This is a genomic window from Vibrio sp. sp1, from assembly GCF_016920955.1.
Classification (GTDB): Bacteria; Pseudomonadota; Gammaproteobacteria; order Enterobacterales; family Vibrionaceae; genus Vibrio; species Vibrio alginolyticus.
On the sequence record NZ_CP060589.1, the window covers coordinates 88038 to 101077 of the forward strand.

17 protein-coding genes and 1 pseudogene are annotated in these 13040 nt (G+C 41.7%); 4 read left to right on the plus strand and 14 right to left on the minus strand.

Going from position 1 to position 13040, the window contains the following annotated elements; genetic code table 11:
• Positions 1-18 precede the first annotated feature (18 nt).
• From H9L11_RS00395 to H9L11_RS00405, 3 genes are all read right to left on the minus strand, one after another.
• Complete coding sequence (locus tag H9L11_RS00395; protein ID WP_205390913.1) at positions 19-342, minus strand: OmpA family protein; 324 nt, start codon at positions 340-342, stop codon at positions 19-21.
• Between the two features lie 131 nt (positions 343-473).
• Positions 474-872, minus strand: a complete 399-nt coding sequence (locus H9L11_RS00400; protein WP_205390914.1) for a hypothetical protein — start codon at positions 870-872, stop codon at positions 474-476.
• Between the two features lie 783 nt (positions 873-1655).
• A complete protein-coding gene (locus H9L11_RS00405) occupies positions 1656-1862 on the minus strand; it encodes a helix-turn-helix transcriptional regulator (RefSeq protein ID WP_154204496.1) in 207 nt (68 codons plus the stop codon).
• Between the two features lie 112 nt (positions 1863-1974).
• On the opposite strand from H9L11_RS00405, the gene H9L11_RS00410 reads away from it, so the two are divergent.
• From H9L11_RS00410 to istB, 4 genes are all read left to right on the plus strand, one after another.
• Positions 1975-2511, plus strand: a complete 537-nt coding sequence (locus H9L11_RS00410) for a hypothetical protein (RefSeq protein ID WP_235213044.1) — start codon at positions 1975-1977, stop codon at positions 2509-2511.
• Positions 2511-3881 carry a DEAD/DEAH box helicase family protein gene (locus H9L11_RS00415; protein ID WP_180208723.1) on the plus strand — a complete coding sequence of 457 codons (1371 nt, stop codon included), beginning with the start codon at positions 2511-2513 and terminating at the stop codon, positions 3879-3881. The genes H9L11_RS00410 and H9L11_RS00415 overlap by 1 nt, the downstream gene beginning before the upstream one ends.
• A 551-nt stretch (positions 3882-4432) precedes the next feature.
• A complete protein-coding gene (gene istA, locus H9L11_RS00420; protein ID WP_205390739.1) occupies positions 4433-5452 on the plus strand; it encodes an IS21 family transposase in 1020 nt (339 codons plus the stop codon).
• Positions 5449-6243 carry an IS21-like element helper ATPase IstB gene (gene istB / locus H9L11_RS00425; protein ID WP_205390738.1) on the plus strand — a complete coding sequence of 265 codons (795 nt, stop codon included), beginning with the start codon at positions 5449-5451 and terminating at the stop codon, positions 6241-6243. The genes istA and istB overlap by 4 nt, the downstream gene beginning before the upstream one ends.
• 54 nt (positions 6244-6297) lie before the next feature.
• On the opposite strand, the gene H9L11_RS00430 is transcribed toward istB, so the two are convergent.
• The 11 genes and pseudogenes from H9L11_RS00430 to H9L11_RS00505 all read right to left on the minus strand — a co-directional run bounded on the left by H9L11_RS00430 (position 6298) and on the right by H9L11_RS00505 (position 12973).
• A complete protein-coding gene (locus tag H9L11_RS00430) occupies positions 6298-6765 on the minus strand; it encodes a hypothetical protein (RefSeq protein ID WP_205390915.1) in 468 nt (155 codons plus the stop codon).
• 111 nt (positions 6766-6876) lie between these two features.
• The gene (locus H9L11_RS00435; protein ID WP_047104075.1) at positions 6877-8061 is read right to left on the minus strand and encodes a site-specific integrase; all 1185 of its coding nucleotides are present in this window, start codon (positions 8059-8061) and stop codon (positions 6877-6879) included.
• 286 nt (positions 8062-8347) lie between these two features.
• Positions 8348-9307, minus strand: a complete 960-nt coding sequence (locus H9L11_RS00445; protein ID WP_033907124.1) for a phosphotransferase — start codon at positions 9305-9307, stop codon at positions 8348-8350.
• 141 nt (positions 9308-9448) lie between these two features.
• The gene (locus tag H9L11_RS00455; protein WP_172563192.1) at positions 9449-9796 is read right to left on the minus strand and encodes a hypothetical protein; all 348 of its coding nucleotides are present in this window, start codon (positions 9794-9796) and stop codon (positions 9449-9451) included.
• A 39-nt stretch (positions 9797-9835) separates the two neighbouring features.
• Positions 9836-9938, minus strand: a pseudogene (locus H9L11_RS00460) (DUF3265 domain-containing protein).
• 4 nt (positions 9939-9942) lie between these two features.
• Positions 9943-10302 carry a hypothetical protein gene (locus tag H9L11_RS00465; protein WP_104979452.1) on the minus strand — a complete coding sequence of 120 codons (360 nt, stop codon included), beginning with the start codon at positions 10300-10302 and terminating at the stop codon, positions 9943-9945.
• 148 nt (positions 10303-10450) lie between these two features.
• Positions 10451-10927 carry a GNAT family N-acetyltransferase gene (locus tag H9L11_RS00475; protein WP_005500215.1) on the minus strand — a complete coding sequence of 159 codons (477 nt, stop codon included), beginning with the start codon at positions 10925-10927 and terminating at the stop codon, positions 10451-10453.
• Positions 10928-11067: 140 nt separating this feature from the next.
• Positions 11068-11466: a DUF6232 family protein gene (locus tag H9L11_RS00485; protein ID WP_025539256.1), complete on the minus strand. Its 399-nt coding sequence runs from the start codon at positions 11464-11466 to the stop codon at positions 11068-11070.
• Positions 11467-11602: 136 nt separating this feature from the next.
• A complete protein-coding gene (locus tag H9L11_RS00490; protein ID WP_054730763.1) occupies positions 11603-11905 on the minus strand; it encodes a hypothetical protein in 303 nt (100 codons plus the stop codon).
• Positions 11906-12051: 146 nt separating this feature from the next.
• Entirely contained in the window at positions 12052-12483 is a 432-nt protein-coding gene (locus H9L11_RS00500; RefSeq protein ID WP_172563191.1) for a hypothetical protein, read from the minus strand.
• A 136-nt stretch (positions 12484-12619) separates the two neighbouring features.
• Complete coding sequence (locus tag H9L11_RS00505; protein ID WP_172563190.1) at positions 12620-12973, minus strand: glyoxalase/bleomycin resistance/dioxygenase family protein; 354 nt, start codon at positions 12971-12973, stop codon at positions 12620-12622.
• Between the last annotated feature and the right edge of the window lie 67 nt (positions 12974-13040).

A 13040-nucleotide genomic window follows, 5' to 3' on the forward strand; every position in this document is an offset into this window, starting at 1 on the left:
AATGCCAAGTGTGGTGATTCATTTCTTGCTCTGCCAGATCCGAACCGTGACACGACGATTAGGCTGCAAGCAACGAATCAATTCCTTGCGAGCAAGCTTAGTCGAGCACTTAACGATAGGCTCACTAGAACCGAAACCAAAAGCGCGTATCGGCCCATCGTAGCCACGGCTGATAATGTAATCAGCCACAGTTTGAGCACGTTCTTCAGAAAGCTTCTGATTAAAGTTTCTTTCACCTATATGATCGGTATAGCCAGAGACAGTGACCTTTAAACCCTTGTTTTTATGGTTATCAATAAAGTCGACTAGCTTCTGCAACTCGTCACCTTGAACAACATCCATAAGCTGCGCGCCCCCAAACTCAAAAAATGATTCCGAGCTGAGATTGAACTCAATCGGTTGATCGATACTACAATCTAAATCGTGGCGAGGAACTAAGAAGCTCCTAGAGCTAGCGTTAGCGACACTATCGTCTAAATAGGAAATGTTTGTTCGTAGCGTATACCCGAAGGTGCGGAGTAAGGTAAAAACTTGATGTGTTGAACTAAACTGCCTGTAACATCTACATTAACAGCCTCCAGCATTCCACCTCTCGTGACTTGGAATGACTGATTACCATTACAAACAGGTAAAACAACGTGCTGTGAGGGCTGTAACCCAGCCATAACGGCACCATTAGCAAAAATGACTATGGCTTCTGACTGTTCTTCAATTGAACTGGCATACGAGAAGACAACTTGGGAGACTGATTCACCTCCCTTAGGCTGTACGGGCTCTTCACCTACTAATAGGCTTCCTTTACTGGTGCAAGCAGATAAAGCGATGGTGCCAATAAATAGACATACCTTTTTAATTGCATTCATTGCTTTCAATAATCCTTCCTAGCCTTTAGTTGAGTAAGCTAATAACCTTTATAAAGGCGGGTTTATCAATTAACGCTCGCTCTAAACTAAAAATTTATAATATTATGTTATTAATACATAAAGACTAGAAGGCAAATAAAAATAATCAAGATTAAAATATATTTTTATTTAAAGACAACAAAATTAGAGTGGTTATATATCAATGCATTTATTGTGGTTAAATGAGCCAACAATATATATAAAGGCACTCACCTTACAAAGGTCTCCAGATAAAGCCACTTAAGACAACCCCAAATACCCAGAAATGGGTAGAACTGAAAAGTTAAGGTATATATCTAAATATAACCATTCGGAATATTCCAATACTTAAAATCAACCAAACTTTAAATAACCTAACACAATTATCAGACTTTAAAATCATTTAAAAACAAATATATTAATCTACAAAAGTGTCAACTTTAATAATTAGAACATTAAGTCTAACTACCTGAAAAATGATCATTAATATCAGCGCACGCAAATGAAATAAGTTATCGTTTTCATTTGCGTGTTGTTCTTTAAACACTACATGATGTTATGTGTTAAAAGATGCGAACTTCTCAGGTTGAAACGCCATCGATTGACAGTACAAGCAGTATAAAACTTATGAGTTGTATTTTTTCTTGGTTCTTTCAACGATTGCCAGGATGTATTTTGTGATGTTAGTAAGCCTTTATACAAGTCTACTATGTTATTCCGACATTACATTAACCATTAAGATTAGATCTGTAGCACTCACGAAACTAATGAACTCTAAGGTAGTAAATCACGAATATCGCAGCTAAGTACTTGAGCTATTTTATATGCTTTTTCGAGGGTAATATTCACTTCACCACGCTCGATACGTCCTACATAGCTGCGGTCAATGTCGGCAGTTAAGGCTAACTTATCCTGAGAAATACCTCTATCTTTTCGAATAGAACGAACATTATCACCGAATTTTTTCGCTAAGTCTTTCATTTCAATCGTACATTAAAAAGAAAGACTATCCATTCTTGATGCGTCCATTACCACGGACTATAATCCGCAATTGTTTTTTTGCCCTCCACAATTGAATACCGAGAGTTTATACGTGTCGAAAGTCTTTACCATTCACCACGATATCATTGATTTTCTTAATAAGTCTGATGCTGATGAATTTAAAATTCCCAATATTAGAGATGTTCTATTAGCGACAACCATGCAAGAGAAGAGTAAAGATTATGTGCGTATATTCGTATCCAAACAACTCAACGCTATGGTTAAACAAGGGTTACTAACAGCTCAAGGAAGCTTCCGAAACAAAGTTTTTCACAAAACCCATCGATTTGAAGAGTTCAAAGCTACGGTCAATGATCAGCAAAAACGGGGCAAAGCTGATACTACAATTACAACCAAACCACCCTTTTACTTGGATGAATTAAACAAAATAAGGAGCCAGTTAAATGGAGAGCTTGCAATATCAATTGCTGAAATGGACGAATATCGTTCGATTATGACGCAATTTCCTCAAACACAGGAAAAAGTACGAAGGCTGCATCAAGAATCAGCACAGCGCTCTGCAATTATAACTGGGCAGGTTACAGCTTTAACAAAAACGATAGAATTACTCCAAACGGAGGAGAGTTAATGCTGAGAGCATGGCAACAAGAGTGTATAAAACAAGCAATTGAAAAATATACATCTGGTAGTAAGCATTTTCTCGTTCAAGCTACTCCCGGAGCAGGCAAAACGCTAATGGCAGCTCATGTTAGCAAGCAATTACTAGATGCAAATATGATTGACTTAATCATGTGTTTTTCTCCATCAGTAAACGTTGCTAGCGGATTTACCGTAACCTTCTCGAGTATATTACAATGCCCATTTAATGGCACGCTTGGCTCATTAGGGACTTCACTGACGTATCAAGCCATCCAATACCTAGATGAGTCGTTTTGGACAGCTATCTCAAAACACCGAGTATTAGCAATATTCGATGAAATTCACCATTGTTCCGGCGAAACACTAGCTGAAGCTAATGCCTGGGGAGAGCAGGTAATTTTGAAGGTTCAGAAAGCAGCTACGTATACTTTAGCACTTACGGGAACTCCCTGGCGTACAGATTGCCTACCTATATCACTGAGTTCTTACAGCGATCCGGAAGGAAAGATCATCTGTGATTACCAATACACTTTAAGGCAGGCTATCTCAGAAAAAGTGTGTCGAAAGCCGAAACTAGTATTAGTGGATAATGAACGGTTACAATTTATCAGCTCAGAACAGAATAAGTCCTATTCATCGATTCAGGCCCTATTTAAAGAGCAAAAGATCAGTTACTCCAGTATCTTACAAGATAAAGATGCTTTAACTCATATTCTCCAACTTTCAGTAGAAAAACTCTACTCAATTAGAGAAACAAACAACAATGCTGCCGGACTTATCGTTGCCACATCCGTATCACATGCGAAACAAATAGAGGCAATTCTGCACGAGCAATTAAAGCAACATAGTGTGATGGTCTCCTACCATGACCCAGACGCTCAAAGTATTATTGAGCAATTCAAAAGTGGTTATTCTCCCTGGATTATCAGTATTGGCATGATCAGTGAAGGAACCGACATACCAAGGCTTCAAGTCTGCTGTCATTTAAGTAGTGTTCGTACTGAATTGCACTTTCGTCAGATATTAGGGCGTATCCTTAGGATCACAGAAAGCAATAACCAAGAAGCTTGGTTATACACCTTTGCAGAAGAAAGTTTGATGAAGTTTTCTGAGAGAATTGAACAGGATATTCCTGAGTCTTGCTTATATGTTATGCAGAAAAATGTCAACGAAGAGATGCTAAATCAGACGCCTCCAAATGATCTATCACTCCCATCTAGTACCATTAGAAGTGATGGGGAGATGTATTGGAATAGCGATAAAGGAGAAATAGTTGGGAGCAAGCACAGCCTACTTCATCAATCACTAACATTAGGACAGTTTAGAGAACGAGTTATTGAGGCATTTATTGGAATATGAGATATGTTTTAAAAATCAGTGGAAATCGTCATTAGCTCGCCGTCTTTGTCAGATCGCTAGCTGAGCAAAGCTTAAATGATCACAAAATCGTGCTTCTCATATCAAAGCACAGAAATACTTTACTGTCCCTTACATGTACATATCGCTTGTTCGAGAGATTTAAGGTAACAGAAACCGAAGAAGATTAGTCTTACTGGTTCTTTTTTAATTGATAGCAACCATCACTTATTACTAGAACCGGTTCTATTCATTGAAATACTGTTAACTCTTGAATGACTAATCATTGGCCATTTTTTGCTAAAAATTGTAGTCCTAAGATAGAGCAACCCCCGTCATTCAATCTAATAAAAGTAACCAACAGGAAAATATCTGATTACGTTTCATTTGTATTGAGCGTAAGATAAGCATTTAAATCATAGACTTTTTCGGCAACTAGGGCTTTAGAGTTAAAAGGATGTCAGCGCCGATGTAAAAATGACCCACTAACGCCGATTTAAAATTGGCCCACCTGAGGCAAACTATCCGTTCGTAAATGGACAAAACGGCGGATTATGATCAATCAGGAGCAACTAGTGGAAATACACGTTTTACATCAGCAAGGGCGAAGCATCCGCCGCATCGCAAAGGATCTGGGTATCTCAAGGAATACAGTTCGCACTTATCTTCGAGATAAAAGCAAAGCGCCTGTGTATCCCGAGCGGCAATCTCGACCAACCAAACTGCAGCCTTACCATGACTACTTGCGCACCCGCATTGAAGCCGCAAAGCCTTATTGGATACCCGCAACTGTCTTACTACGTGAGCTGAAATCTCTCGGTTACGAAGGCGGTATAACGATGCTCAAAGAGCACATCAGGCAGTACAAACCGAGTACGCCAATCGACCCTGTCGTTCGATTCGAGACATTGCCAGGTGAGCAGATGCAAGTCGACTTTACGACCATCACCCATTACGGTGTACGTGTTAAAGCCTTCGTGGCAACGCTTGGTTATAGCAGAGCGACCTTCGTTCGCTTTAGTGAACGAGAGCGCCAAGAAGACTGGATACAAGGTCTTGAAGAAGCGTTTGAATACTTCGGCGGCGTCCCTAAAGAAGTTCTGTTCGATAATGCGAAAGCCATCATGATAGAGCGTGATGCTTATGGTGAAGGTGAACACCGCTGGAATCCAGCACTGCTCACCGCCGCCAAGAAATACAGTTTTAAACCAAGAGCCTGTCGTCCATATCGCGCAAAGACCAAAGGGAAAGTGGAGCGCTTTAACTCTTACTTGAAGAATAGCTTCGTCACTCCGCTTGCGGCGACACTCAAGCAGCACGGTCTTAAAATCACCGTCGATGTTCTTAATGGGCATATCGGCGCATGGCTAGAAACCGTCGCTCATCAACGAACTCATAGAACGACAGGTGCAAAGCCTCAAGTTCTCTTAGATGAAGAGCGCTTTATACTTCAGCTACTCCCATCGCCAACGCGCCCAGTCACAACCCTAACAATGAGTGATAATGTGGTGCCGCTGGAGAGCTTCCAGCACCCACTATCAACGTATGATGCACTGTTGGAGGTGCGACCATGAACCTTCAAATGAATCGCATTGAAGCTGCCTGTGCAGCGCTGAAGCTACAAGCTATCGGTCAGGAATGGCCGAGATTAGCAGAAGCCGCCAACCATCGTGAACTAAGTCTAGCCGATTACTTAGAGTCACTTCTGAACGCAGAGTTGGAAGCACGAGCGGAACGCACAAGAGCCACACTGACTAAGTTCGCCAGCTTTCCAATGAAAAAAACGTTCGATGACTACGACTTCAAGTTCGCAACAGGCGCTCCGAGAAAGCAGCTCAAAGAGCTAACAGGGTTGGCCTTCATCGAGCGAAAGGAAAACGTGGTGCTACTTGGGCCAAGTGGCGTTGGCAAAAGTCACCTTGCGGTAAGCTTGGGTCACATAGCGGTTCAAAAGGGTTTAAAGACAAGGTTCATCACGGCAGCAGACTTGATGCTTCAACTCTCCACTGCGAAAGCTCAAGGTAAACTTGAAAGCTACTTGAGACGCAGTGTTCTCGCTCCAAAGCTCCTTATCGTCGATGAAATCGGGTATCTACCGTTCGGCAGAGAGGAAGCGAACTTGTTCTTCAATGTCATCGCCAAGCGTTATGAGCAAGGCAGCATTATCGTGACTAGTAATCTGCCGTTCTCCCAATGGTCAAATGCGTTCGCCGACGATACGACCTTGACGGCAGCTTTACTCGATAGGCTTCTTCATCACTCGCACATCGTACAAATCAGCGGTGAAAGCTATCGATTAAAAGGAAAGAAGGCGGCTGGAACCATACCAACGGTTCTGGAAAACCTATCTGAAAGTAGAAGTTAATTACATGGGTGGGTCAGTTTTACTTCGGCGATAACGTCGATAAGTGGGTCAAATTTAAACTGGCGTTGACAATGCTTTAGTAATGAACTCACCAACCACGCTCTCTGTGGTTAGAGAGGCATTAACCGCAGCATAAGCAACAAACGCTTTGTTCGGTTGGGAGAGTGCATTAGGTGTGTATTTAAAGTGCGCTTGTAATACATTGTCGAACGCTTCAGTAACCGAACGCCAACGGTTGATACCATGCATCTCAACGATGATGACGTGTTGAACCAGTATAGATTCTAATGAAAGCGCAAACCGCTTGGATGAGCGTTCAGTGAGTTGGACAACGCCTTGATAGTCGAAGATAGCCGCGACACATTGACTTGGTGGATGAATAGCCCCAAGACTCGAAGCAGAAATATCGGCAAACAAACACAACTTCTCTTCTTCAATGGCTTCTAGTATGTCCCATTGGGTTAAATAGGTTTTATCGCAGACTTCCTCAAGCCTTACATAGCGGCGTTTAAACTGGCTCACTTCAATCCCTTGTTGAGTTAACAATTTCAACAACGAATTACAGCACCAAGATCACTGTATATAAAACCATAACTTTAATGCTTCGAGTGATATCTCGATTTATCTTGCAACTTAACCAATAAGATTCACCGCCGCCGCTTTGTGCTCTGGAGCTAAGTGTGCATAACGCAGCGTCATCTTGAGGTCAGCATGCCCAAGCAACTCACGCACGATATTCAAATCAACGCCCGCCATCACTAACTTGCTCGCGAAATGGTGCCGCAAGTCATGGAACCTAAAATTCTCGATAGCAGCCTCTTTCAATAATGATTGCCACGGATATTGAAAGAACTCAACGGGCTGGTTATTCGATATAAAGACATAGTCAGCATCAGGATTCTGTGCTCGCCAGCGTTCAAAAAGCTTTAATACCGTGTCATTGAGCGGTATCGTTCGCGTCTTCTTCGACTTGGCATTTTCAGAACGAATTGTTAAGTAGCGATTAGGCAGTGAAACGTGTTCCCATCGAAGACTTAATAGCTCTCCTTTACGCATTCCTGTATTCATTGCGGTGATTACTAACGGCTCGAAGAAATCAACGAACTGAAGATGCTCTATCTTGTTATTGGACTTTCGAACGCGTTGATTTCGGTCTCGCAGCGCGTCCAGTAAACGCTTCTCTTCTTCATTAGAGAGATACCGTATTCGAGTGTTATCTTGCTTGATGAGTTTAACACTGCTTAAGTTATGGCTATCGATGAACTCCCACTCTACCGCACGATTTAAAGCGGCTCGAAGTCGGTTCACACAATACTCTATCGTCGCTGGGGCACGCCCTAATTTCCGACGCTCCGTGATCCACTGCTGAATATCCCACGCTTTTATCTCCTCTAACGGTCTGTCTAGGAGGTGAACAAATGAATGAGCGATGCAAGCATAAGCCTGATCCGCCCGCTTGGGGTTCATTGAGATAAGGTAGTCTTTATAGTGCTCAGAGAGAAAACGGCCAAGCGTCAGGTTTTTGCGCATCTCTGTCTTTTTAGCTTCATGACGAGATTCTTGGATATCCACCCCGCTCGCCACTAATCCCGCTTTCTCTTTGACTAAATCTCTAGCTTGAGCGGGTGTGAGTGAATCCGCCGAGCCGATGAAGTAATTTCGTTGTTTGCCATTTAAGCGGTAGTAAAAGTAATACTTGATTGCGCCTTTAGGTGAAATGCGAGCATGAAACCCGCTGATTTCAGTGTCGTTGAGCCGTCCCTGTTCGACAGTTAGCGCCTTGATTGAGGTGTTGGTTATCTTCTTCTTAATGGGCATGCACAAGTCCTTTGTGTAGCGTATATGTAGCAGAATAATTGTACATACACACATACCCATGAACAACAAAGCACAAACAACATACATATAAGTACATGTTTTTATGCGAGTATTAGCTCATTCTTGTTCATTGTTGTTTACTGGAAGATTTTACCCATTCCCACTGTTAAGGTGTGAGCAACGTAATACCGATGCTACCGCATACCACCTTAAACACTAAAACCAACGCATAGTAAAAAATGCCACGCGTTGCGAATCACTCTTAAACAGATTGTTATGTACCGCCTCAAAACAAGGCACTTTCAATTTGGAACCACTGCTCCATAAAAGGGATAAAGTCCCTTTGAGGTATGAACTTCTGTGCCGCTGTATTATTTTTTAAAAATACTTCCTCCAAAGCCCACACATGGTGGTCGGCGTAAACAGCCCACGCCTTTGCTCCATCGTGAAGCTCTAATCGGGATAGAGGCTTGACAGACAGATAGCCTTTTAATAAAGCTAATGACCTATGAAGCTCCAAATCGAACATATACATGCATGCTCTCGCCAACTCATAACCAGGAGGCATGTTTTGCACTAAATCCCAGTCGATCACATCGCTTACTGTGCAATTAGAATCAAAAAAGACATTGAAATGATGAAAGTCGCCGTGGATTAATTGCCTGCTTGTTAACGGGGTATATGAGTGCGTAGCTTCTGAGCTAGCTAGATAATCACGCTGTTGTTTTACTCTTCGTAGCACCGAGTTATTCATATCAAATTCACTATTTGTTTCAATAGCAGCGACTATTTTTTGTAGTCTATCGACCCAAGCACTTTTATCCCAAGAAAGCTCAATTGTTGGAAAGTCGTTTCCAACCTCGGAAGCGAGTTGAACATGCAGGTCAGCAAGGGCTTTTCCCAACTGAAAAGCATGAAACTCAGACAGAGCACTTTTTTCGATTAACGTTCCTTTTGCTTCAGGAAATAGAGCATAAAACTCATCACCTATTTTACAAAAGGAGTGGTGATCGCGCGTCAAAACAGGGGCAATTATAGTATTCAAATTTTGCGATAACTTTCTCAGCAGCTCATGTTCTAACTTGATCTTAGCAACATTGCGAACACTATATTTTCTAAGATAATAAGTCTCTGAGGATTGGATACGAAAAACATGATTCGTCGCACCAGCTGATTGACGTTTTATACTAGCGCCAGCACCAATCTGACTCCAGTTTTCACCAACCTTACGAACAAAATCACTCATAATTCCAGTTACCCCTTAGGTACATAACGCCTTGTTAAGGTGTGAGGCACGCAATACCTAAGTCTCCGCAAACCACATTAACCACTAAAACCAACGCATAGTAAAAATGCCACGCGTGCCGAATCACTCTTGAACAATTTGTTATGCGCGTTCTCCACGATTGAAAGCAACTACAGTAGCGCGTAATTTAGTCAGCTTAAACTCTGTAAGTAACACTGTAACAAAAGACAATATAGAAACGGAGATAAGTGCAATATTTATCAAAGCATTACCACTAAACTCATAAATACCTGACAGACCAATAAAAAGCAAAAGACAGGCAATTATCGATGGAATCGAATCATTAGTTTTCACTTTATACTCATCATCAGGTATATCTTTTATTATCGAAACCGGATTTGAAAGCCCGTCAAGCCGAACTGCAATTTTTCCTTTTTTAATTTTGACTTTTAGGCCAGAACTTCTTAACGAATTAGCTAAATCTTCCATGATTGATTATCTCCATTTCTGCGAGCGCATAACGCCCTGTTAAGGTGTGAGCAACGCAATACCGATGCTGCCGCACACCACCTTAAACACTAAAGTCAACGCATAGTAAAAATGCCACGCGTTGTGAATCACTCTTAAACAGTTTGTTATGCGCTTTGCTCCACTAATTCAGCTGTTCCAATAGAAGCGACTCGTCCTTCAATATCAGTAACTATATCTCCGGAGAACTGATGATTAAGCTGAACTTGAACGTTAGGTAGGCCTATTGGTGCAATATTAATTAAGTACCCATCTTTTATGGTTTCCACCACGTATTTATGCTCGCCAGAAACTTTAAGCTCAGATAGAACGACACCTAAATTGCTATCGATTACCTCTGCAGATGACGCAGATAAACTGAAAACACATTCCCCCGACTCGCCTGAATTGGGAGCTAACAACATGAAACCCACATGTCTACCATCTATTGTTTTCAATACCATCGCTTTTGGTAGTTCATTATCCATACATCCCTCGATCTTTAAATGCACTAGCGCATAACGCCCTGTTAAGGGGTGAGCAATGCAATACCGAAGCAGCCGCATACCACCTTAATCACTAAAACCAACGCATAGTGAAAATGCCACGCGTTGCGAATCCCTCTTGAACAGTTTGTTAGGTGCGTAGCCAAAGTTGGTAAAAGTCGGTTTCATCGTGCTTGGGATTCTTGCGCACGAACTCCCAACCATGGCGCTTGTAGAATGTGAGAGCTCTATGGTTAGTTCGGCTTACTGAAAGTACAGCACGCAAACAACCCGCTGTACTCAATGCGCTTACAATATAATCCTGCAATTTTGCAGCGAGACCTGAACCACGAAAATTCGGCTTTAAGTAAATGAGATGCACATAGCCAGTCTCCGGCTCGGGTGAAAAGCTACGAAACTCTAACTGCCCTGCAAACTGACCATCCACAAATATATGGATATAGAACCATCCTGATGTTGCTAGCCGGTCTAATACTCGTTCACGATAACCACTGATGAAGTCGTCGAAACCATCGTAATGCCCAAAACTACAAAAGTATGCATCTTTTCTCGCAGCTACGCACAATTCGAAATCATCAATGTTTATCTGCTGAAAAGCAATTTCCATACTTACCTTTTCCTTCAAGCACCTAACGCCTTGTTAAGGTGTGAGGCACGCAATACCGAAGGTTCCGCATAACACCTTAACTACTAAAGCCAACGCATAGTAAAAATGCCACGCGTGCCGAATCACTCTTGAACAATTTGTTATACGAATTTCTTCAGTGCCAACACTTGCTGTTCAAATAACTCACAATCTGACTTTGAGTATGACTTAGCGACATTAACCCATTGAACGCCCGTTTCATCTATGTGACGAAACTCGACTTGAAGTGCATATTTAGAACAACGAAAAAGAGCAAAAACCAAACCTACAACCGTCAGACTAAGAACTAAAACTAGTAGCCATTGTGGCACCTCTTCCAACCTTGGAATAACTAACCAAACTGCCCCTGAAAAAACACATACCCAGAATAAAACTTGACCTAAATTATCAAGAAAACTTAACTTTTTAACCCTAACATTGTTTATCTTAGACAAAGGATATGAGTCTTTCTTAAACCTGAACTCTTTTGAATCCAAGTTAAAATCATTACTTTTGTACATAATTTCCCTCTATTCGTATAACGCCGCGTTAAGTAGTGAGCAACGCAGACCACCGACCTAAAACATTGTGCCGTAAACACTAAAGCCGATTAAAACCAAAAATGCCACGCGTTGCGAATCTGCCTTAAACGCTTTGTTATACGTTTATATTTCTGATGATCTTATTGCAAGCACTAACAACATCGGAACGATAAAACTTCATCGTTTCAACTAGCTCTTTATCAGCTTTTACGAGAAACTCCTCTGAGCAATTCAAACGAACATGATTAAGTGGTAAATGGTCCGTCTCCGATGCTATGAGACCAAATACGTGGTAATCAGTGTTCCAGCATTGCCCATACATTTCGTTTCCAATACGCGATAATGCAATTATGTTTTCTATATAATTATCATCTGTTTCGAGTAGGTTCTTTGCTAGTTTAATCGCTTCTTCAGACATTTTCTTGCCTCCGATCTTCCCAAAACGTATAACGCCCTGTTAAGGGGTGAGCAACGCAATACCAATGCCGCCGCATACCACCTTAAACACTAAAATCAACGCAAAGTAAAAACGCCACGCGTTGCGAATCCCTCTTGAACAGTTTGTTAGCTTGCTGCTTTCCCCAGAAGTTTATTATTTATTTCAACGACTCCGAAGAATAAGATTATCCCTATACCTCCATTTAACACAGCCAAAGCCGATGGAATAAAGAAGGTTGAAAGCTCTTTAGCATTCACCGCAGGCACCAATATGAACTTAACGTTGCATAAGTACCAAAGTAAAACAGGTAACACCGAATAAGTACACCCTAGAACACGGCTAGACAGGCTTAAACTTGATTCCTTCAAAAACGCAAACACAAATCGAAATACCGTAAAAAACCCAGCACTACCTAGCAAGAAGGTACCCAGCACACCGACAGCAAAACCAATAATTAATAGGTTTTCGCTTATATATAATTCCTGTAGTGCGGTAATGCCTAACAGCAAAGAAATAATTGATGTTACTCGGTAAGCCTTAATTTGTCTGATTCTCATTATCTCTCCCCAGAAAGCTAACGCCGCGTTAAGGGGCGCAGGCACGCAATACAAAAGTAACCGCATGACAACTTAACCACTAAACTCAACGCAAATTAAAAATGCCACGCGTGCCAAGTCCCTCTTGAACGCTTTGTTATGTGGCTTTGCCTCTCAAGCCAATTAAGTTGCCAAATGGGTCTTCAACTTGACACATTGAAAGCCCATTTTCTATTTCCATTGGGCCTCGGTAAAGCTTTGCACCAAGAGCCTCAAAGTATGCTAATGACTTGGATAAATTGTTTACTGACCAATAAAGAACAGTTCCATTTTTACCAGAGCCCACTTTTTCATCAGCTTGTACTATTTCAATAGAAAAGCCATTGAGGTCTAATACCGTAAAATCAAAATTTGAGTGGTAGACAGGCGTCGCTTCAGGAAAGGCCTTTTGATGCCAATCTAATCCCTGCTCTACATTAGGGACATGAACAAGAACTGCTGCTGGGTTCATAAATTCTCTCCTGCCACATAACGCCCTGTTAAGGTGTGAGCAACGCAATACCGATGCTCCCGCATGC